Source organism: Kribbella koreensis, assembly GCF_039525325.1.
Lineage (GTDB): Bacteria > Actinomycetota > Actinomycetes > Propionibacteriales > Kribbellaceae > Kribbella > Kribbella koreensis.
In genome coordinates this window covers 64406-84402 of sequence record NZ_BAAAHK010000014.1, presented here as the reverse complement: position 1 = coordinate 84402, position 19997 = coordinate 64406, and the positions used below count along the sequence as shown (strand labels likewise).

Annotated in this window: 17 protein-coding genes and 2 tRNA genes; 8 read left to right on the top strand and 11 right to left on the bottom strand. The window is 67.6% G+C overall.

Annotated elements, in window-relative coordinates; translation table 11 throughout:
- Positions 1-12: 12 nt before the first annotated feature.
- Entirely contained in the window at positions 13-906 is an 894-nt protein-coding gene (locus tag ABD116_RS28875) for a hypothetical protein (protein WP_343977106.1), read from the top strand.
- A 69-nt stretch (positions 907-975) separates the two neighbouring features.
- On the opposite strand, the gene ABD116_RS28870 is transcribed toward ABD116_RS28875, so the two are convergent.
- Both ABD116_RS28870 and ABD116_RS28865 read right to left on the bottom strand, forming a co-directional pair.
- Entirely contained in the window at positions 976-3651 is a 2676-nt protein-coding gene (locus ABD116_RS28870) for a glycosyl hydrolase family 95 catalytic domain-containing protein (RefSeq protein ID WP_343977103.1), read from the bottom strand.
- A 576-nt stretch (positions 3652-4227) separates the two neighbouring features.
- A tRNA-Ile gene (locus tag ABD116_RS28865) sits at positions 4228-4304 on the bottom strand.
- 109 nt (positions 4305-4413) lie between these two features.
- Between ABD116_RS28865 and ABD116_RS28860 the strand changes: the two genes are divergently transcribed.
- Positions 4414-4560 (top strand): hypothetical protein, encoded by a 147-nt coding sequence (locus tag ABD116_RS28860; protein WP_343977100.1) that lies wholly within the window; start codon positions 4414-4416, stop codon positions 4558-4560.
- A gap of 169 nt (positions 4561-4729) precedes the next feature.
- Here the strand turns inward: ABD116_RS28860 and ABD116_RS28855 are convergent.
- The 4 genes from ABD116_RS28855 to dnaG all read right to left on the bottom strand — a co-directional run bounded on the left by ABD116_RS28855 (position 4730) and on the right by dnaG (position 8376).
- A tRNA-Asn gene (locus ABD116_RS28855) sits at positions 4730-4802 on the bottom strand.
- 93 nt (positions 4803-4895) lie between these two features.
- On the bottom strand, positions 4896-5438 hold the full coding sequence (locus ABD116_RS28850; protein ID WP_343977097.1) for a hypothetical protein: 543 nt from the start codon (positions 5436-5438) through the stop codon (positions 4896-4898).
- Between the two features lie 47 nt (positions 5439-5485).
- Positions 5486-6373, bottom strand: coding sequence for a sigma-70 family RNA polymerase sigma factor (locus ABD116_RS28845; protein ID WP_343977094.1), 888 nt, complete (start codon positions 6371-6373; stop codon positions 5486-5488).
- Between the two features lie 95 nt (positions 6374-6468).
- Positions 6469-8376, bottom strand: coding sequence for a DNA primase (dnaG, locus tag ABD116_RS28840; protein WP_343977091.1), 1908 nt, complete (start codon positions 8374-8376; stop codon positions 6469-6471).
- A gap of 132 nt (positions 8377-8508) precedes the next feature.
- On the opposite strand from dnaG, the gene ABD116_RS28835 reads away from it, so the two are divergent.
- The gene (locus ABD116_RS28835) at positions 8509-8943 is read left to right on the top strand and encodes a hypothetical protein (protein WP_343977088.1); all 435 of its coding nucleotides are present in this window, start codon (positions 8509-8511) and stop codon (positions 8941-8943) included.
- Here the strand turns inward: ABD116_RS28835 and ABD116_RS28830 are convergent.
- The gene (locus ABD116_RS28830) at positions 8920-10164 is read right to left on the bottom strand and encodes an NAD(P)/FAD-dependent oxidoreductase (protein WP_343977085.1); all 1245 of its coding nucleotides are present in this window, start codon (positions 10162-10164) and stop codon (positions 8920-8922) included. The genes ABD116_RS28835 and ABD116_RS28830 overlap by 24 nt on opposite strands.
- Before the next feature lie 135 nt (positions 10165-10299).
- Here ABD116_RS28830 and ABD116_RS28825 point away from each other — a divergent pair, with 135 nt between their 5' ends.
- A complete protein-coding gene (locus tag ABD116_RS28825; protein WP_343977082.1) occupies positions 10300-10995 on the top strand; it encodes a FadR/GntR family transcriptional regulator in 696 nt (231 codons plus the stop codon).
- A gap of 15 nt (positions 10996-11010) precedes the next feature.
- Here the strand turns inward: ABD116_RS28825 and ABD116_RS28820 are convergent, their stop codons facing one another.
- Complete coding sequence (locus ABD116_RS28820) at positions 11011-12357, bottom strand: deoxyguanosinetriphosphate triphosphohydrolase family protein (protein ID WP_343977079.1); 1347 nt, start codon at positions 12355-12357, stop codon at positions 11011-11013.
- Positions 12358-12368: 11 nt separating this feature from the next.
- A complete protein-coding gene (locus ABD116_RS28815; RefSeq protein WP_343977075.1) occupies positions 12369-13019 on the bottom strand; it encodes a RibD family protein in 651 nt (216 codons plus the stop codon).
- Positions 13020-13104: 85 nt separating this feature from the next.
- On the opposite strand from ABD116_RS28815, the gene ABD116_RS28810 reads away from it, so the two are divergent.
- Together ABD116_RS28810 and ABD116_RS28805 are read left to right on the top strand one after the other, a co-directional pair.
- The gene (locus ABD116_RS28810) at positions 13105-13662 is read left to right on the top strand and encodes a helix-turn-helix domain-containing protein (protein ID WP_343977072.1); all 558 of its coding nucleotides are present in this window, start codon (positions 13105-13107) and stop codon (positions 13660-13662) included.
- Positions 13659-14927, top strand: a complete 1269-nt coding sequence (locus ABD116_RS28805; protein WP_343977069.1) for an MFS transporter — start codon at positions 13659-13661, stop codon at positions 14925-14927. The genes ABD116_RS28810 and ABD116_RS28805 overlap by 4 nt, the downstream gene beginning before the upstream one ends.
- A gap of 1361 nt (positions 14928-16288) precedes the next feature.
- Here ABD116_RS28805 and ABD116_RS28800 read toward each other — a convergent pair.
- The gene (locus ABD116_RS28800; RefSeq protein ID WP_343977066.1) at positions 16289-16921 is read right to left on the bottom strand and encodes a TetR/AcrR family transcriptional regulator; all 633 of its coding nucleotides are present in this window, start codon (positions 16919-16921) and stop codon (positions 16289-16291) included.
- A gap of 100 nt (positions 16922-17021) precedes the next feature.
- On the opposite strand from ABD116_RS28800, the gene ABD116_RS28795 reads away from it, so the two are divergent.
- Positions 17022-17612, top strand: coding sequence for a TIGR03086 family metal-binding protein (locus ABD116_RS28795; protein WP_343977063.1), 591 nt, complete (start codon positions 17022-17024; stop codon positions 17610-17612).
- Positions 17609-18466 (top strand): alpha/beta hydrolase, encoded by an 858-nt coding sequence (locus ABD116_RS28790; RefSeq protein ID WP_343977061.1) that lies wholly within the window; start codon positions 17609-17611, stop codon positions 18464-18466. The genes ABD116_RS28795 and ABD116_RS28790 overlap by 4 nt, the downstream gene beginning before the upstream one ends.
- Here the strand turns inward: ABD116_RS28790 and ABD116_RS28785 are convergent.
- On the bottom strand, positions 18431-19957 hold the full coding sequence (locus ABD116_RS28785) for a helix-turn-helix domain-containing protein (RefSeq protein ID WP_343977058.1): 1527 nt from the start codon (positions 19955-19957) through the stop codon (positions 18431-18433). The two genes, ABD116_RS28790 and ABD116_RS28785, sit on opposite strands and share 36 nt — an antisense overlap.
- Positions 19958-19997 lie beyond the last annotated feature (40 nt).

Below are 19997 nucleotides of genomic sequence, written 5' to 3'. Positions count from 1 at the left end.
CACCCTGGAGAGGTGGATGTGACTCGGGTAGCCGTCGAGCTGTACGGCCTGACACCAGAAGAGTTCACCCCTGCGCGCACCCGGCTGGCCAAGAGCGCCGACGCCACGACCGCGGCCGCGATCAAGGCCCTGCAGAAGCCGACTCGGGCGGCATGGCTGGCCAATCTGCTCGTCCGGACCGACCCCGACGGGGTCAACGACCTCACCGAACTCGGCGAGGAACTGCGTGCTGCCCACCTGTCCGCGGACGGCCCCCGGCTGCGCGCTCTGACCCGGAAACGACATGCCCTGGTCAGACAACTGGTCGCTTCCGCCCGAAGGGAGGCCAAACAGTTAGGCCGGACCGTGACCCCTACGGTCGCCGACCGCCTCACCGAGACCCTCGACGCAGCGCTCGTCGATCCCGGTTCGGCTCAACTCCTCCGCAGCGGCCAGCTGACGAGCGCTCTACGACACATCGGCTTCGGCGTCATCGACGAAACCGGCCAGCCGGCCAAACTCCCTCCAACGAAGCCCCGCGCCGTACGCAGCACGCCGGCCAAGAAGACGAGGACCGCCCGGACAGAGGCCGGCCCAGACCACTCCGGAGCCGAGCATGCGCTGCAGCGCCGCCGGGCAGAACTGCAAACTCGCGCGAACGAGGTCGAGACCGACTACCGCGAAGCCGAACAGAAGCGCTCCGAAGCCGAAGCCGCGCTCGACGCCAACCAGCACCACGTCGCAGACCTCCAAGCCACGCTCCAACGGCTGACCGACGAACTCGACCACACCAGGCAGCAGTTGCAGTCCACCCAGCGCGAAACCTCAAAACTGGAACGCGCACTCGACAAAGCCACCCGCGCCGCCGCTTCGGCCGAACGCCGAAGAAACGCGCACCAGCAGCGACTCACCGCCCTGACCCAGTGAGGTCGGCGCCCGCGTGCCGAGCACAACAGTCCGGGCCGGGCCGCCTCCTCATCGTCCGCCGCTTGCCGGTCAGGGCGCCTCCGGGCGGACGGTCCGGACCGTCCCGTTCACTCGTACCTGGACGGGACGGCGCGAGGCTGCACGGTCGGCCGTGATCCGGAACGACTGAACCCTGCCTGCGGCCCACCTGCAGTCGACCCGATAGCCACCGCGGGCACGAAGGCCGCGGAACGACCCGTCGGCCCACGAGGCCGGCAGTGCGGGCAGGAGCGAGATCTCGCCAGTGTGGCTCTGCAGCAGCATCTCCGTCATCGCACCGGACACGCCCAGGTTGCCGTCGATCTGGAACGGAGGATGGGTCGCGAACAGGTTCTGGAGGGTGTTGAAGGTCAGCAGCCCACGGAGCATGATCGCCGCACGCTCGCCGTCCCCAAGACGTGCGAACAGCGCACATCGCCACGGCCAGGTCCACGAACGACGGCTGTCCCCGGACACCGTGGCCGCGGTGAACGGCTCACCTTCCTTCTCGCCGCAGCGCGCCTTCAGCGACACCAGGGCCGCCGCGGCGAGCTCCGGCGAACCAGCCGGCGTGATCTGCCGACCTGGGTAGACAGCGAACAGGTGGGAGGTGTGCCGGTGGATATCGGCCGGATCGTCACGGTCGGTCTGCCATTCCTGAAGCTGCCCCCAGCGGCCGACCTTGTTGGGCGCCAGCCGGGCCTGCAGGTCCGTGACCGTCCGGCGATACTGCCCATCGACACCCAGAACTCCCGCGGCGTCGATGTAGTTCTGGAACAGATCCCAGATGATCTGCTGGTCGTACATCACGCCGTCCTCACGCGGGCCGTGCTCCGGCGACCACCCGTCGGGCGAGACCAGCCGGCCGTCGGCGTTCTCGACCAGCCGGTCCTCCCAGAATTCGCAGATCTCCTTGATCAGCGGATAGGCGTCCTTGCGCAGATAATCGAGATCCTGGGTGAAGGCGAAGTGCTCCCAGAGATGCTGCGCGTACCAGGCACTCGCGACCGTGTTCCATTCCCAGGCGTTGCCGCCGAACACACTCTGGCTGGTTCGGGCCGTCCACCCCCGGGCGTTCGCGCCGAACGCGTGTCTGGTGGCGACTCGGCTCGGAACCGCGACCTGACCGATGAAGCGGGTGAGGGCTTGATGCGAATCCGGCAGATCCGTCGTCTCCGCACCCCAGTAGTTCATCTGCACGTTGATGTTCGTGTGATAGTCCGACGCCCACGCAGGCTGGTCCTGGTCGTTCCACAGTCCCTGCAGATTCGCCGGCAGTCCGTCCGGCCGCGACGAGGAGGTCAGCAGATAGCGGCTGTAGGTGAACAGAGTCTGCTCGAGTGAGGGATCTGCCGCACCGTCGGCGTACCGGGTGAGTCGCTGGTCTGTCGGAAGTGCGGCGATGTCGGCAGACGTGGTCCCCCAGTCCACGGCGACGCGGTTCATCCGCGCACTGAAGTCCTCCTGATGCTTGCTCAACAGGGCATCCGCGCCTCGCCGGACAGCAGTCGCAACGGACTGCTGCACCGCAGGTCCTGGGGCGCTCCCACGCCACCCGTTCGCCGCGGACATCGCGTAGTCGGTGCGGCCGTCCACGTAGAGCACCAGCTCCCGGCAGTCCTGTACTTCGATCGAGGTGCCATCTGTCGTCACCGACCCACCCCGCGGTACAACGCGCACCTCGCAGGCGTACCGCAGTCCGTTGCCCATGGCACCACTGAATCTCAGCGTCGTCCGGTCCGCGGTCGTTCGCGCGCCTTGCCCGGCCAGCAACGTCACCCGGCCCGACAGCTGCCCGACGTACCGCAGCACGAGTACATCACCGGCAAACGCAGTACTGCGGAACCGCACACCACGCTCGTCGACGTACTCGGTGCTGTGCACACCACTCACCAGATCCAGCGAACGCCGGTACTGCGTGACGTGCGGCGTGTCGTGCGGATCCACACCGTCAAGTGCGATCTCAGCGACCTGGAAGTGGCTTACCCCGGCGACCGGTGTGAACGTGAAACGGTAGAGCCGGTATGACGCGGGGGCCGCGACGCCGAAGTGTCTGGTCTCCAGCCGCGCGCCGAACGGACCAGCCAACTGCTGCCGATCCAGCACTGTCCAGACCCGGCCGTCGTTCGATCCCTCGAGCACCCATGCCTGCGGGTCCCGTTCCGGGACGTCGTTCGCACTCGTCAGGCTGTAGCCGCTGACGCTGGCCGCCGACCGCAACGCCAACTGCCAGACCACCGTCGCCGGCGGTGAGATCACGCACCATTTGGTCTCCTTCCGGCCGTCGATCGTATGCTGCACCGTCTCGGCGGCGGACGTCTCGTACGGCCCGCCCGGCGCGGTCAGCTCGGTGACTCCACCGCCCAGCTCGACGTACAGGTCACCGAAGTTCCGGTACGAGCCGAAGCCACTCATCGACGTGTCGAACGCGTCGTCGCCGACTCCGGCCAGACCGTTGTCGTAGTCGTTGACGCCACCCCACAAGCTCTGTTCGCTCAACTGGACGCGATCGCGGCCAACGCCCCCGAAGAGCATCGCTCCCAGCCGGCCGTTGCCGATCGGCAGCGCCCCCGACTCCCACGCCCGAGCCGGCCCGTCGTACTCGAGCCGCCCTGGCCGAACCGTCGGCAACACCGGTCGAGCCGACGCCACGCCCACCCCACCCGCCCAGGCCGCGCTCGCCAGACCACCAGCAGCAAGAACAGCACGACGACTTAACTCAGGCATGGCGGCCTCTCCAGGAGATCGGGTGAATCTGCCCATTTCTGCACAGATCCCAGACTTCCGAGCGAGAATGCCGAATCCGAGATCGGATGTCTACCCTTCACCGACACTTTCCCGACCTCCTCCGCCGCCGCGGTGTGGTGGGTCAGAGCTAGCAACAGACCGAGGAACCGAGCAATGCCGACGGCGAGTCATGGCAAGGCGACGTCGACCTCACCTACGTCAAACAGCACAAGGACACCTAACGAACGGCTGCCTGGGCCTTGCGGCTTGTGGTTCCGAGATTCGCTTGCCCGTCAACATCGGCCACATCCAAGCACCACTCGATGAGCAGGGCGACCGTTGCCATGTCGAACCGCTTGTTGTTCAAGGGATCCCAGCCCGAGTGCACGCGGACGCGTAGCGAACCCGATTGGGGTGAGCCGGTATCGCGAGGTACCAGACCGTGCCGTAGTCACCGCGACGGAGAAGCGGCAAGAAACGGGCGGGCGGGAGCGACCGGAGCGGGGGGCGACGTAGGAGCCTGCGGCGGAGGGCGCGTGGGGTCTTTGGCTGGGGGGTGCTCTGAGTGGGTGGTGCTGGTGGGGCGGGTGGGACTCGAACCCACGACCCAGGGATTATGAGTCCCTTGCTCTAACCGGCTGAGCTACCGCCCCCGTGCGTGGTGATGGTATCGGATTCCAGGGGTAGGTCAGGGGGATGACGGAGGGGTTTTGGGGTGGGGGTGCGGGATGATGGGGGCTAGGTCCGATGGAAGGAAGTTCGATGGGCTTTTTCATCTTGCTGGTGGTTGTGGTGGTTGCGGTGGCGGCCTACAAGTTCCGGGTGCCGTTGATCGCGAAGCTGACCGGGCAGCCGCAGCACCGGATTCAGCGGGCGATTGAGCGGCGTAAGGAGAACAAGCGGCGCTGACCAAAGAGCACCGCGACATCGGGCAGGTTGCTGCGTAGCCGGCAGGTTGCTCCGCGGAGGGCTGCGGCAGCGTGCTGCAGCGGCGGGGTCAGCGCGGGTTGCGATGTGAGCAGAGCGCAGTAGACATGCGAAAGGCCGGTTCCTGGTGTGGAACCGGCCTTGATTGTTGCTCCCGCGACTGGACTCGAACCAGTAACCTGCCGGTTAACAGCCGGCTGCTCTGCCAATTGAGCTACGCGGGATCGTGGTGCTTCTTTGTGCTCGATCCCGAGGACTTGAGTAGGTTAGCAGGACTGGGACGAAGTACAAAAATGGGATTTGGGGTGGCTTCCGGGTCAGACTCCGAACTCGTCCCGGACTGCCGCCAGGGCGGCTTCGGCGCTGTCGACGAGGCCGGGCTGGGTGGGCTCCAATCCCTTGTCCAGAACGAAGTTCCAGCTCACGGGGGCGTTGGGGTCGGAGGGGTTGCGGCGGCCTACTACGCGGACGCCCTTCTTGCCGGCCAGTGGGACGTGGCGCTGGACCAGGACGCTGGCGTCGATGCGTTCGCGCAGCAGCTGGCCGAAGCGGCCTGGGTCTTCGACCTTGAGTTCGGTGGCGCGTAGCGGCGTACCGAAGGAGGTGGTCTCGTAGACGCGCAGGACTGATTCCTCGGAGTCCCAGCCGGCTCGCTCGATCTTTTCCCAGCCGACGCGGCGTACTGCGCCTTCGGTCTCGGTCGGCAGGTAGAGGGCCGCACGGCTGCCGGCGACCCAGTTGCCGTCGATCAGCTGGACGGCGGCCAGGACGTCCTCCTTGCCGCCCGGAGAATGCCTGGAGGCGACTGCAACCGCTTCGGTCAGCTCGCGCGGCCATGACGTACGACGAAGTCTCAGCACACCGCCATGATCGCAGCCCGCTCCAACCACCGGACAGAACCGTCCCATCAGGCGGCGTAGTCGCGCAGGCCGATCGCGCAGCGGGGGCGAAGAGCGCGGAGGGCTTCGGCCTCGAGGGTGTGCACCTCCTCAGGGGTGATTCCAAGGGCCAGGGCTGTCTCCTCGACTGAGGCGGCGGTTGGGCGGGTGAGGCCGAAGCGGAGGGTCAGGACCTCCCGTTGCAGGTCGTCCAGGAACTCCAGTTGGTAATGCAGATCACGTCGGAGCGCGGCTTGCAGGACGATCGCCTCGTCGTCGACGTACTGGTCGGTCTCCTCCAGGTCGAGGACCTCGGGGCGGACCTTCCAGGCGTACGCGCGCTCCACGCGTGCGACGGTGAGGCAGGCGCCGGCGGCTACCTCGGCGGTCGTCGGTTCGCGGCCGAGCCGTTGGGTGAGGTCGCGTTGGACGGCGATCACGCGGCCGGCGTCGGTGTAGGCCTGGGCGGGCATGCGGACGAGTCTGGAGCGGTCGGAGATGGCTCGGCCGATGGCTTGCCGGATCCACCAGATCGCGTACGTCGAGAAGCGGTGGCCCAGTTTGTGGTCGAACCGTTCCACCGCGCGCATCAGCCCGAGGTTGCCTTCTTGGATCAGGTCGAGCAACGACATGCCCTTGTTCGTGTATCGCTTTGCGAGTGACACCACGAGGCGCAGATTGCCCTCGATCATGCGCCGGCGTGCCTGCTCTCCCAGCACGACGATGGCTTGCAAGTCATCGCGCAGCTCGGCCGAGGGCGTGAGGTGGTCCAGGCGGTCGGCGGCCAGGAGGCCGGCTTCTATCCAGGTGGCGTGGTCGGTGACCTCCTCGGTGGTCAGCAGTTCGTGGCGGCCGATGTCGCGGAGGTAAGCGATCAAGGCGTGCAGGTCGGCCGGGTCGCAGTCCAGGTCAGGCATGGCAGTCTCCCTCTGTCACTAGGGATAGTGCCGTGATCACCGGGGGTGACCGGCTTGTAATTCAGAAGCTGTGGATAACAGCCCGCCGACGAAGCTCAGATCGCGCCGCTGATCGCCTGTTCGCGGAGCTCGGCGCGGTACCGCTCCAAAGCGATCAGCTCGCCGAACATCCGGTTGTAATCGTCGGCCCGGTCGATCGGGTTCGTTCGCTGCAGCTTCGACTTCAGGTCGGCGATCCGCCGCAGACAGGTGAGCTCCTGCAGCCGCGCCAGATGCGCCCGCGCGTAGATCTCGTCCGGGTCGCGATCCAGACGTACCGGATCGACAGCGAGCGCGCTGACCACGGCCGCCGCGGGATCGATCCCCATCGCCTCGCGGACCGCGACCACCCACGCCTCCCCCGGCGCCGCGTTCGCCGGCCCACCGGTCTTGGCCATCGCACCACGCACGGCCGCGAGCCACGGATGGGTGAAGTCCTGGTCGTCCAGCTCGTCGAAAGCAGTCCCCATCAAGTGCGGATACTGCATCGCGATCTTCAGCACGTCCCACTCGATCACGAACCGCTGGTCCCGCGGCGACGGCAGATCCACCCGAGGCGGCGCGACCGGCGCCTCGCTCGTCGTCTGCACCGGCCCACGGTCGACCACGGCAGCCGGAGCCGGGGCAGGACGAGAAGCAGCACGATGTACTTCGGTACGCACCTGATCCACCTCCATCCCCAGATGCCCGGCCAGTTCGCGCGTGAACGCGTCCACCTTCGACCGGTCCCGAATGCTCACCACAAGCCGTGCCGCGTCCCGCAGCGCATCGATCCGGGTATCCGCCCGATCCAGGTCGTACTTCGACAGCACGTTGGACAGTACGAACCGATACAGCGGCACCCGTCGCCCGATCAGCTCCCGCACCGCCGCGTCGCCCTTCTGCAGCCGCAGATCGCACGGGTCCAGCCCGTCCGGCTCCACCGCCACATAGGTCTGCGACGCGAACGCCTGATCCCCCTCGAAGGCCTTCAACGCGGCCCGCTGCCCCGCGCTGTCCCCGTCGAAGGTGAAGATCACCTCGCCACGGAACTGGTCATGATCCAGCAACAGCTGCCGCAGCACCCGCGAGTGATCCTCACCGAACGACGTGCCACACGTAGCGACAGCGGTCTGTACTCCGGCCAGGTGGCAAGCCATCACGTCGGTGTACCCCTCGACGACGACCGCCTGCTTGCCCTTCGCGATCTCCCGGCGCGCGAGGTCCACGCCGTACAGGACCTTCGACTTCTTGTAGATCGCGGTCTCACCCGTGTTGAGGTACTTCGCCTCGATCTTGTCGTCGTCGAACAGCCGCCGCGCCCCGAACCCGATCACGTCCCCGCCGGCGTCGCGGATCGGCCACATCAGCCGGCCGCGGAACCGGTCGTACAACCCGCGTTGACCGTCCGAGCAAAGACCCGACGCGAGCAGCTCGGTGTTGGTGAAGCCGCGACCGCGCAGATGCGCCACCAGCGACTCCCCGCCGCGCGGCGAGAAGCCGACGCCGAAGGTCGCCGCAGCGTCGCGGTCGAAGCCGCGCTTGTCGAGGAACTGCCGCCCGGGCATCGCCTCGGGTGCGGTGAAGAGTTGCTCGGCGTAGTACTCCGCGGCGACCTTGTGTGCCTCGACTAGCCGTGGCCGCTGGTTGTTCTGCGAGCGCTGGATCGGCGCGCCGGATTCGTCGTACCGGAGCTGGATGCCGACCTTGGCGGCCAGTGTCTCGACGGCCTCGTGGAAGCTGATCTGATCGATCTTCTGGATGAAGTCGATCACGTCGCCGCCCTCTTGGCAGCCGAAGCAGTAGAAGAAGCCGCGGGCCGGGGTGACGTTGAACGACGGCGACTTCTCGTCGTGGAACGGGCACAGCCCCTTGAGCGATCCGCCACCCGCGTTCTTCAGGGTCACGTAGGAGCCGACGATCTCGTCGATCCGAGCCCGCTCGCGCACCAGCGCGATGTCCTCTTCCTTGATCCTGCCCGCCACGCGCCGAGTCTACGGTCCACCGGAAGCCGGTGACACAACGGAGGTACAACGACGGTACGACGACCACCCGAAAAGCAGTTCGGATCGCGGGCCGACCAAGAGATACTCGCCTGCGAGGTGAGGTGGAACCGGATGAAGACGAGACTACGGACGCTGCGGATCGGCGCTCGACGGTGTGCCTGGACCGCCCGGATCACGCATGCGGCCGGCGAGCACGACTGTCATCGAGCCATTCGGCTGCGGGTCTGGGGCAACGGCACGAACAGCCGCACGCTGCAAGTGGACCTGCTGTCCACCACACCACCCGGGCCGTGGGGTGCCTGCGCGACGGACACCGCCTATCCGACGTCCGGGGATGTCCGGGCGATCGTCGACTACGCACTGGTCAACGGCTGGGAGACGGACGAGGTCGGCGGAACCTTCGTACTAACCGAGCACGAGCATGCCGCGGCGTTCGAACTGCCGGACTTCCTGATCACCGATCGACTGAACAACCCCAGCGCGCCGGACCCGACTGAGCGGGTCCGGGCGGCAGGGGAACGGTCAGATGTCGGCGAGTTCCACTGAGGTGTCCGCGAGGCGCGCCGGGTCGACGGGCTTCTTGGAGCGGATCAGGGCCTTGATGGGGTCGATGACATCCCAGCCGCTGTTCATCTGCAGGCCGGCCAGGACGTGGTTGTCGTCGGCCAGCCAGAACGCCAGGTAGGCGCCAGAGGCGGGGTCGCCGCGCAGGACGACCTGGTACGACGTATCGCGCGGCACGTCACCCGTGTACTCCATGCTGACGTCGTACTGGTCGCTGAAGAAGTAGGGCAGCGCGTCCTGCGACACGTCCTGACCGAGCATCGCCTTCGCGGCCGCCTTGCCGCTGTCCATCGCGTTCTGCCAGTGCTCGACGCGGATCGACCGGCCCAGGAACGGGTGGTCCCAGCGGACCACGTCGCCGGCGGCGTACACACCCGGTACGGAGGTCTGCAGGTCCGGGCCGGTGAGGATGCCCAGCCCCTCCTCGCGGCTGGCCACCTTGATCCCGGCGGCCTCCGCGAGCTCGGTGTTGGGCTGGATGCCGACACCCACGACCACCAGATCCGCGGGCAGTACCTCACCGCTCGAGAGCCGGACGCCGCTGACCTTGTCATCGCCTTCGAAGCCCTCGACGCCGGTGTCGAACCGCAACTCCACGCCGTGGCTGCGGTGCAGTTCGGCGAAAAGGTCGCCGACCTGCCGGCCCAGCACGGAGGCGAGGGCAGTCGGCTGGGGCTCGACGACGGTGACCTCGCAGCCCCGCTCCCGCGCGGTCGCGGCGGTCTCCAACCCGATCCATCCGGCGCCGACGACGACCACCCGCGGCTTCGCGGCGTACGCCTCGGCGAGCGCCTTCGACTCCGCCACGGTCCGCAGGTAGTGCACGCCGGTCAGCTCGCCACCCGGTACGTCGAGCTTGCGCACCCGGCTTCCGGTTGCGATCAGCAGCTTGTCGTATCCGGCCTCGGTCCCGTCGGCCAAGGTGACCTTGTGCGCGGCGGTGTCGATCGCCGTCGCCGCGACACCCAGGCGGAGTTCGATGTTCCGTTCGTCGTACCAGGCCTGGTCGTGCAGCTGGGAGACCTCGGGCTGCTCCTTGCCGAGCAGAACCGTCTTGGACAGCGGCGGGCGTTCGTAGGGGAGCTCAGGCTCGTCGCCGATCAAGACGATCTGCCCGGTCCAGCCCTCCTTGCGCAGGGTGTCCGCAACCCTGGCGCCGGCCAGGCTCGCTCCGATGATGACAATGCGTTCCGAGTCGGTCATGGCACTGAGATTAAGCCTTCCGGCTCGCTCGCGTCAGGCAGCCGCGTCGGCGTACATGTCCGGTATGTGAGCGGTGACGGCAGGCGCCGGACATAGGATGAATCGGCCGGGGTTCGGCGTACTACGGGAGGCGCGATGCGGGTGCGGGCGGGGGCTGCTCTGGAGGAGCGGATCATCGAGCTGATCCATGAGCGCGAGCTGGCGCCGGGGGCCGCGATGCCGACCGAGCCGCAGCTGATGGAGTTGCTCGGCGCGAGCCGGAACAGCGTGCGGGAGGCGATCCGGGCGCTGCAGGCGTTGGGGATCGTGGATATCCGGCACGGGTACGGGACTTTCGTCGGGCAGGCGTCGCTGACCGGGTTGACGACTTCGCTGGCATTTCGGGTGCGGTCCAGTGATGGGATCCGGGCGATCCGCGATCTGGTGGAGGTCCGGGAGTTGCTGGAGACCGGGCTGATCGGCGAGGTTGCGAAGGCTCGTACCAGCGAGCCGAAGCTGTCGGCGCTGGAGGCGCTGGTGACGGCGATCGCGCACGACTCGGGGGCTGACCGGGCCTTTCATGCATTGCTTTACGAGAACTGCGGCAACGAGTTGGTGCTGCAGTTGATCGGGCTGTTCTGGGACACGTACCACGAGGTCGAGCATCTGCTCGGCGAGCCGGCCGACCGCACCGGTGACCTGATCGCCAACCATCGGCGGATCGTTGACGCCTTGCGTGATCGCGACTCGAAGGCTGCTCGTGATGCGATGCGGCTGCATTTCCGTGATGTCCGGGCGCGGATCAGCCGGGCAGAGGAAGAGGCTGCGGCCGCGAGCACCACGGCGTCCTGACGTCGAGGCGCGGGCTCAGCGCTTTGGGCCGACCAACCTGGTGTGCCAGCTGAGAGCGGACGGGTCGGTCAGGGAGGCGACCTGGTCGATGATGACGCGGAGGCGGGCGTCGTCGTCGGGGGCGTCCTTGAAGTCGGCGGCGAAGGCGACGTCCAGGTCCCGGGGTGCTGAGTCCCAGAGGGCCTCGACCAGTTCGGTGAGCAGCTCGCGTTGGCTGGCGCGGCGGGCTTGGCGTTCGGGCGAGTTGAGGACGTGGAACATACCGATGCTCTTCAGCAACGCGATCTGTGTGCGTACGCCGTCGGGAACGACCAGGTCCGCCTCGTAGCGGATCAGCCGCGATCGCCCGAACCGCGCGTGCGTCGCCTGCTCCGCCGCCGTGACGAGCCGGCCGATCAGTTGGCTGGTCAAGTCCTTCAGCCCGCCGAGCGCGCGGCGGCTGTCGTCGAAGGCAGCGCGCGGCCAGTACGGCAGGGCGGTCAGTCGCTCCCAGCTGTCGTCCAGCTCCGCGTCGGTTGCCTCCGGCAAGTAGATCCGCCGGACGGTCTCCCAGTACGGCGCCCGCTCGGCGTCCACCTGGCCGAGGTCGATGTGGTGCGCGACGATCCCGTCCTCGACGTCGTGCACCGAGTACGCGACGTCGTCGGCGAAGTCCATCACCTGCGCCTCGAGACAGCGCCGCTCGCCGCCCGGGTCCCGCCCGGATCGCGCGCCGGCTTCGCCAGAATCGCGTCGTTGTGTTCCTTGCACGTCAGCCGCCGGCGCTGCGAAGGTGACCGACGTCGACCCGCCCGCCTCGACGCCTTGTCGCAGCCAGTCGAAGACCGCCGCGTCGTCGTCGTACACGCCGAACTTCCGTTGCCCCGGCTGCCGCAGCCACGGGTACTTCGTCGCTGCGTCGAGTGTCGCGCGACTGAGATTCAGCCCGACGCTTCGACCGGCCGCGTCGAACGTCTTGGACTCCAGCCGAGTCAGCAGCCGCAGCGTCTGCGCGTTGCCCTCGAATCCGCCGATCTTCTCGGCGAGCTGGTCGAGCGCCCGCTCCCCGTTGTGCCCGTACGGCGGGTGGCCAAGGTCGTGCGCGAGGCAGGCCGCGTCGACGATGTCCGGATCGCAGCCGAGCGTGCTGGCCAGCTCGCGGCCGATCTGGGCGACCTCGAGACTGTGGGTCAGCCTGTTCCGGACGAAGTCGTCGCTCCCGGCGGTCGCGACCTGGGTCTTGGCCGCCAGCCGGCGCAGGGCGGCACTGTGCAGCACGCGCGCTCGATCACGCGCGAACGCGGTCCGGCCCGGCCGCTTGACCGGCTCCGCGACCCAGCGCTCGGCGTCGTGCTCGTCGTACCACTCGTGCTGCTTTCTCATTACTAGTCACACTAGCCATCGCCACCGACAGTTTCGCCAACTTCGACGGAACTCTCGGCCACGCAGTACCGGAGCCAGGTGACGCCGGGGAGGAAGGTCTCGACGTTCGCCAGTGAGAGGTCGAGGTGGCGGGTGAAGGAGTCGTGCCAGCGCGGCGCGTCGCCGATCAGGACGGGATGGACGAGCAGGCAGAGCTCGTCGACGAGGCGTTGGTCGATCATTGCCCCGAGCAACCCGCCACCGCTGTCGACGCGGACGAGCTTGGCGCCTCGGCGGCCGAGATGGTCGAGGCACTCGGCCAGGTCGACGTGGTCATAGCCGGTGACGAGCTCGCGGATCAGGCTGTCGGCTCGATGGGCCGGTGTCAGCTCGGAGTACAGGGCCAGTACGTCGGACCAGTAGCCGAGCTCGCGAAGCGCTTCGAGGTTGTGGACTCGGTGCCTGCTGTCGACGACTGCGAGGAGTGGGCCGGCGTCGCGGGGGCCGGGGCGTAGCGCAGTACGGACTGAGCTCTCTTGGGCGAGCAAGGTGTCTGCCCCGATGAGGGTGACGTCCTCTTGCCAGAGGGTCGCCAGGGCATACAGGCGCGCGTGATCGGCCTCGAAGCCGGTTGTCGCGCCGTCGAGTGAGACCGCCAGTTGAGCCACCACGTGAGGTCGCATGTCTTCGACGCTAGGAGTGACCACCGACAGAAATGTTTACAGAGGAGTCTTTGCAGAGGAGTCTCTGCATGTTAGCGTCGCGGGCATGGAGAAGCCGATGCGCAGGATCGACGCGCGGAGTCTGCGAGGGCTCGCGCATCCGTTGCGGATGCGGATCATCGAGGCGCTCGAGCTGGATGGGGCAGCAACGTCGACCGGTTTGTCGGCGCGGCTGGGTGAGAGCACGGGGACGATCAGCTGGCATCTGCGGTTGCTCGCTGAGCACGGGTACATCGAGGAGGAGGTCGAGCGCGGCACCAAGCGGGAGCGTTGGTGGCGGATCCCGCCGGGTCGTACGGTCCTCAATCCGGCCGACTTCCGCGACGATCCCGAGACGAGCGGCGCGCTGAAGGTCTATCTGGAGGATCTGGTCGAGCGCTACTACGACCGGGTACGCCGGTACGTCGACGAGAACTGGCCCGGCGAATGGCAACACGCCGCCGCGCTGTCCGACTGGCGCGACCTCAAGCTCACCCCCGAACAACTCTTCGCCCTCAACGAAGAACTCGGCCAGGTCATCGACCGCTACACCGAAACAGCACCCAGCGATGACGCCCTTCCAGTCATAGTCCAGCTCCAGTCCTTCCCCCGGCGCCCGGCATGAACAGCCTGCTGACCAGGCATCGGGATTTTCGCTGGTTCTGGGTTGGGGAGACGGTCAATCGGTTCGGTAGCGCGGTGTCGACGGTGGCGTTGCCGTTGATTGCGGTTTCGGTGCTTCAGGCAACGACATTCCAGGTCGGGCTGTTGAGTGCGGCCGCCTGGCTTCCGTGGTTGCTGATCGGGCTGCCGGTCGGCGCCTGGGTCGATCGCTGGTCGCGTCGGCCGATCATGCGGCTCAGCTCGGCGACCTCGTTGGTCCTCTTCGCAAGCATTCCGATCGCCGCGCATACCGGCGTACTGACGATCGAGTTGCTGCTCGCCATCGCAGTACTGACCGGTGCTGCCGCCGTCTTCTTCCAGACCGCCTACACCGCCTACCTGCCCAACCTCATCCCCCACGCGGATCAGGCCGAGGGCAACGCCAAACTCCACGGCAGCGCCTCGGCCGCACAGATCGCCGGAGTCGGCTGCGGTGGCGTGATCGTGCAGGCAGCCGGCGCCGTCAACGGTATGTACGTCGACGCCTCGACCTTCCTGATCGCATTGCTCTGCATCTCCGCGATCCGGTACCGCGAACCGCGCCGCCCCGACGTCGCCCACACCCCACTCGCCACCGAGGTGCTGGCCGGCCTGCGACTCGTCGCCGGTGACGTCTGGCTCCGTACGCTCACCATCTTCGGCGGCATCTCCAACCTCGCGCTGATGGGATACCAGTCGATCATCGTCGTCTTCCTCGTCCGCGAGGTCGGCATCTCCCCCGGCGTCGTCGGCGCCCTGATCGCGATCGCCAGCAGCGGCGGAGTCGCCGGCGCGTTCCTCGGCCGCCGGGTCGCCACAGCCATCGGTACCGCCCGCGCAACCCTCTTCTTCGAGCTGGCCCTGCCGGCCCTCGCCCTGCTGGTCCCCTTGACCACAAGGGGTCCCGGCCTCGCCCTCTACACCGTCGGCGCCTTCTGCATCGGCGTCGGCGTGGTCGCCGGCAACACGATCAAGCAGACCTTCCACCAGTCCTACTGCCCACCCGAACTCCGCGGCCGCCTCGCCGCCAGCACCTCCTTCCTCAACTACGGCACGATCCCTTTAGGCGCGTTGCTCGGCGGCACCCTGGGCGAAGTACTGGGCCTCCGTACCGCCCTATGGATCACAACAGCCGGCATACCCCTCGCCGGCCTGATACTGCTCCTCTCCCCCATCCGCCATCAACGCGACCTGCCTGCCAGCGAGTTGGTCGCGGTCGGCTCAGCGAATCCGGGGTCGCCCAACTGAGGAACTGCGGATCCCGCGACCGGGCTGCATGAGTGTCCTGGACGACACGCAACTGAGAACCACCGCAACAAAGGAGCGACGGGTCGGCGTCCACCGCCCAGCGAGTCGGCGCCCATCGCCCAGCGAGTCGGCGTCCGGCGGGTCGGCGCCCGTCACCCAGCGAGTCGGCGTCCAGCAGGTCGGCGCCCGTCGCCCAGCGGACCCGCGCTACGGCCCTAGATGGGACGGCCGGCCCTGCGGGGACAGCGCGGACGGCAGCGCCCGGACCGCCATGCACGCACAACCCTCAGGAATAACCCCGCCACGCCGGGGGTAACCGCTCGCCCAGGGAGTTGTGCATGCACTGACAACCGTCAAGGCCCACATCAGGCCACGGCCCCGCGCGACAGCCCCGTCCCACCCCAGCCCCCTACCTCACCGTGCCCGATCCTTCGTGCCGGTGTGGCACTGGGCCCCGACGGCAACTTGGAGAGGATTATCTGGAAACCGGGGAGACAATTACCCCAATTCGAGAGCAAGACCCTCCCCAACCCCCTTACCCTGAAGGATTTTCCTCCCAACCCCCCGCGCCGCCCACCATCACCCCCGCAACCCGGCCGACCCCGCCATCGCCACCCTGCAACCCGGCCGATTTCGCCATCGCCACCCCGCCACCCATGCCGCCCTCACCCCGCAACCCGGCCAACCCCGCCATCGCCACCCCGCCGCGCTTGCCGCCCTCACCCCGCAACCCCGCCATCGCCACCCCGCCGCGCTTGCCGTCCTCACCCCGCGACCCGGCCTACCTTGCGATCGGCACCCCGGGACACGACCCGCCTCACCCAAGAGACCCTTGGGCCCAGACTCCTGCGCGGGATCCCGATAGCTGCGTCCTTCCCTGGTCGAGACAGTGCGGGTCAAGAGTCGAACTTGTTCGATCCCGAAGGGACGCGAAGCGCTCTTGACGCGCACCGTCTCGACTAGCACACTCCCGCAGCGGGAGCCCGCAACCACAGTCCCCTCAGCTCAGCACCACCCAATCCACAGCCCCTGGTGCTCAGTACCACCCAAACCACAGCCCCTGGTGCTCAGCACCACGCCATCCGCAGCCCCTCAGGCCCAGCACTCCACAACCACAGCACCCTCGGCTCAGCACCACGCAACCACAGCTCCTGGTCGCAACCGACGCTAGCTTCGACGGAGCCATCGGCCCGCCGTCCAGCCGACGCCGAACGATGCGCGGACAGCTACTCGCGATGACGGGGCACCCCAGGACCACGCTCAGCACCACGCAATCCACAGCCCCTTTGGCTCGGCACCACGCAAGCCGCAGCCCTCGGGCCCAGCACAATGCAACTCACGGCAGGTCGGCGGAGCTGGAATCACCACGGCAGTGGAGTGCCGGCTGTGGTGGCGGACTCGAGTCGGGCGCGGATCGAGTGACGGGCGCGCTGGTAGATGGCGCCGTCGTCAGTGCGGAGTAGTGAGGCGAGGTTCGCCGAGTCGTAGTAGGCGTTCAACTCGAAGGCGAGTTGGACCGGATCCGCCGCCAGCTCGCCCGCCGCGATCGCCTCGGAGATGGTCTGCTCGACCAATCCGATCCACTCGTGATTGACCTCGGCCAAGTAGTCGTGCACGGCTCCGGTCCGCGCGCCGTACTCATGGGAGGCCTTCGCGAAGAAGCAGCCGCCCGGGAAGACGCGGCGCTCGGAGTAGTCGAGCCAAGCCTCGCTCAACGCCCACACGCGACCAAGGCCCGGCTCAACCGCGAAGGCAGGCTCGACCACCGCTTCGGCATAGATCCGGCGAGCCGCGCGGACCGTCGCCAGTTGCAGCTCTTCCTTGGACCCGAAGTGAGCGAAAACCCCGCCCTTGCTGAGCTCCAGCTCCTTGGCCAGCCGTCCGATCGACAGGCCCTCCAGCCCGTCCACCGAGGCGATGTCGACTGCCTTGGCCAGCACGATCCGCCGGGTCTGGTCGCCACGCACCAGCCGTCCGTCGACACGCGTCTCCACCGCCACCTCCTGTGCCGGAGATCTTAGTTCGCTTGACGCCACCGCATTCACGATCTAATAATACGACCGTTCGTATAGTTTTCCTAGGATCGGACTTCCGATGACCTCTGTACTGCGTGACCTCGATCCCCGAAGCCTCGATCGAGCAGCCACCGACCTCTGCCTCACCCAGGTGAGCGCCGTCCGGCCCGCCCAGCTCTCCTATCCGACCCCCTGCGACGAGTGGAACCTCGGCGAACTGGTCGCCCACCTCGTGGCCGAGAACCGCGGCTTCGCGAGCAACGCCTCCGGGGTGGTCGACCGGCTCGCCTGGCAGCCGGGTCCGCCGGAGGTCGCGCTGGTCGAGTTCCCAGCATCAGTCGAACTGCTGGCGAAGGCGTTCGCCGATGACGAGGTGCTGCAGCGGATGGTCGAGGTGCGGGAGTTCGGCGTGTTCCCGGGGCCGGTCGCCGCGGCGATGCACCTCCTCGACTACCTCGTGCATGCCTGGGATGTGGCTCGGGCGATCGACCTGCCCAACCCGATTCCGGTTGAGCTGGCTGCCGCGGCGTTGAGGTTGAGCGCGCTGCTTCCGGCGGCGCGGCCCGTGGGTGGGGCGTTCGCGGCCGTAGTACCGGTGGGTGAAGGGGCTGGGGCGGTCGAGCGGTTGCTGGCGCTGACCGGGCGCGATCCGGAGTGGAGTGCGCGGTGATCGTCGAGGTGGTGCGGGCGAGTTTGAAGGTGTTGCCGCCGAGGATCGCGGGGCGGGTGGCGTTCGAGTTGTGGCGGCGGCCGTTGGCGCGGGGCAAGGTGCGGACGGTTGAGCGCGCGGTGAACGAGGCGGCGAAGACCCGAGTGGTCGACGGGGTAGTGACGTACGCGTGGGGTGATGGCGAGCGGCCGGTCCTGCTGGTGCATGGCTGGCGGTCGCGGGCTTCGCGGTACTACGCGTTCGTCGAGCGGTTGGTCGAGCTCGGCTACAGCCCCGTCTCGTACGACGCTCCCGGGCACGGCGACACCATGCTCAAGGCGGGCACGATCCTCGATCACCAGCGGATCATCAACAAGCTGGCCGACGAGTACGGGACCTTCGAGGGCGTGATCGCGCACTCGCTCGGCGTCCCGTTCGTCCTGTACGCGCTCCGCGAGGGGGTGCGGGCCAAGCGGGTAGTGACGATCAGCGGGCCGGCCGAGTTCGGGTATCTGGTCGATGCGTTCTGCCGCGAGCTCGAACTCGATGCCAAGGTCAACGCCGAGCTGAGGAAGGCGATCGAGCGCGGGCTGTTCGAGGGCGACGAGACGATCTGGACGAAGTACTCGGTATCGGAAGGCGCGACGGAGCTACTGGCGATCCACAACGACGAGGACGAGGTGGTCGATCCGGGTCAAGCGCCGATCCTGCTCGAGAGATACGGAGCGAAGGCGCACTTCCTGCAGACGAACGGCCTCGGCCACCGCCAGATCATGGTTGATCCAGAGGTCGTCACCGAGGCCGTCGCCTTCGTCCAGGACGAGCAGAGTGTGCAGGACTCAGATGTCGCGGAACGTCTCGATCTGGGCGCCTAGCGAGTTGAGCCGGGCGGCGAGTTCCTCGTAGCCGCGGTTGATCACGTAGACCGAGCGCAGCACCGACGTACCCTTCGCCGCCATCATCGCGATCAGCGTGACGACCGCCGGCCGCAGCGCCGGCGGGCACATGATCTCGGCGCCGGAGAAGTGCGTCGGGCCCTCGACCATCACCCGGTGCGGGTCGAGCAGCTTGACCCGGCCGCCGAGCTTGTTCAGGTCGGTCAGGTAGATCGCGCGGTTCTCGTAGACCCAGTCGTGGATCAGCGTCTGCCCGGTCGCCGTGGCCGCGATCACCGCGAAGAACGGCAGGTTGTCGATGTTCAGGCCCGGGAACGGCATCGGGTGGATCTTGTCGATCGGCGCGTGCAGCGTTGATGGCCGGGTGGTCAGGTCGACCAGCCGGGTCCGGCCGTTCTCGGCCAGGTACTCGTCGCTGCGGCTGTAGTCGAAGCCCATCTCCTCCAGCAGCGCCAGCTCGATCTCGAGGAACTCGATCGGCGCCCGCCGGATGGTGATCTCCGAGCTGGTCACGATCGCCGCGGTGAGCAGGCTCATCGCCTCGATCGGGTCCTCGGACGGCGCGTAGTCGACGTCGACGTCGATGTCCGGGGTGCCGTGCACGGTCAGCGTGGTCGAGCCGACGCCGTCGATCTTCACGCCGAGCAGGTCGAGGTAGAAGCACAGGTCCTGGACCATGTAGTTCGACGACGCGTTGCGGATCACCGTGACGCCGTCGTACCGGGCGGCGGCCATGATGGCGTTCTCGGTCACGGTGTCGCCGCGCTCGGTCAGGACGATCGGCTTGCCCGGCGTGATCGCCCGGTTGACCAGCGCGTGGTACTCCCCCGCGGTCGCCTTGATCTCCAGGCCGAACGGGCGCAGCGCCGACATGTGCGGCTCGACGGTCCGGGTGCCGAGGTCGCAGCCACCGGCGTACGGCAGGGCGAAGGTGTCCTCGCGGTGCAGCAACGGGCCGAGGAACATGATGATGCTGCGGGTCCGGCGGGCCGCCTCGGCGTCCATCCCGGCCAGGTCGAGGTGCGCCGGCGGCACGATCTCCAGGTCGCCGGCGTCGTTCAGCCAGGTCGTCTTCACGCCGATCGAGTTCAGTACTTCGAGCAGCCGGTTGACCTCCTCGATCCGCGCGACCTTGCGCAGCGTCGTGCGGCCCTTATTCAAAAGACTGGCGCAGAGCAGCGCCACACCGGCGTTCTTGGACGACTTCACGTCGATGGATCCGGACAGCCGGCGTCCACCGACGACACGGAGGTGGACCGGACCGCCACCGAGAGAGACAATCTCGGAGTCGAGTGCCTCGCCGATCCGGGCGAGCATCTCGAGAGTGAGGTTCTGATGACCCTTTTCGATCCGGTTCACCGCACTTTGACTGGTGCCCAGCACGTCGGCGAGCTGGGTCTGCGTCCAGCCACGGTGCTTGCGGGCGTCCCGGATGAGATTGCCGATCCGGCTCAGGTAGTCATCAGTCATGCGCCGGACCTTATCTCACATGTGAGATACCCCTGCACCG

What these genes read in the sequence shown, in the direction of transcription:
- ABD116_RS28870 (WP_343977103.1), bottom strand. Translation starts at nt 3,651, where the DNA reads ATGCCTGAGTTAAGTCGTCGTGCTGTTCTTGCTGCTGGTGGTCTGGCG.
- ABD116_RS28860 (WP_343977100.1), top strand. Translation starts at nt 4,414, where the DNA reads ATGGGCTTTTTCATCTTGCTGGTGGTTGTGGTGGTTGCGGTGGCGGCC.
- ABD116_RS28845 (WP_343977094.1), bottom strand. Translation starts at nt 6,373, where the DNA reads ATGCCTGACCTGGACTGCGACCCGGCCGACCTGCACGCCTTGATCGCT.
- ABD116_RS28835 (WP_343977088.1), top strand. Translation starts at nt 8,509, where the DNA reads ATGAAGACGAGACTACGGACGCTGCGGATCGGCGCTCGACGGTGTGCC.
- ABD116_RS28830 (WP_343977085.1), bottom strand. Translation starts at nt 10,164, where the DNA reads ATGACCGACTCGGAACGCATTGTCATCATCGGAGCGAGCCTGGCCGGC.
- ABD116_RS28825 (WP_343977082.1), top strand. Translation starts at nt 10,300, where the DNA reads ATGCGGGTGCGGGCGGGGGCTGCTCTGGAGGAGCGGATCATCGAGCTG.
- ABD116_RS28820 (WP_343977079.1), bottom strand. Translation starts at nt 12,357, where the DNA reads ATGAGAAAGCAGCACGAGTGGTACGACGAGCACGACGCCGAGCGCTGG.
- ABD116_RS28815 (WP_343977075.1), bottom strand. Translation starts at nt 13,019, where the DNA reads ATGCGACCTCACGTGGTGGCTCAACTGGCGGTCTCACTCGACGGCGCG.
- ABD116_RS28810 (WP_343977072.1), top strand. Translation starts at nt 13,105, where the DNA reads ATGGAGAAGCCGATGCGCAGGATCGACGCGCGGAGTCTGCGAGGGCTC.
- ABD116_RS28805 (WP_343977069.1), top strand. Translation starts at nt 13,659, where the DNA reads ATGAACAGCCTGCTGACCAGGCATCGGGATTTTCGCTGGTTCTGGGTT.
- ABD116_RS28795 (WP_343977063.1), top strand. Translation starts at nt 17,022, where the DNA reads ATGACCTCTGTACTGCGTGACCTCGATCCCCGAAGCCTCGATCGAGCA.
- ABD116_RS28785 (WP_343977058.1), bottom strand. Translation starts at nt 19,957, where the DNA reads ATGACTGATGACTACCTGAGCCGGATCGGCAATCTCATCCGGGACGCC.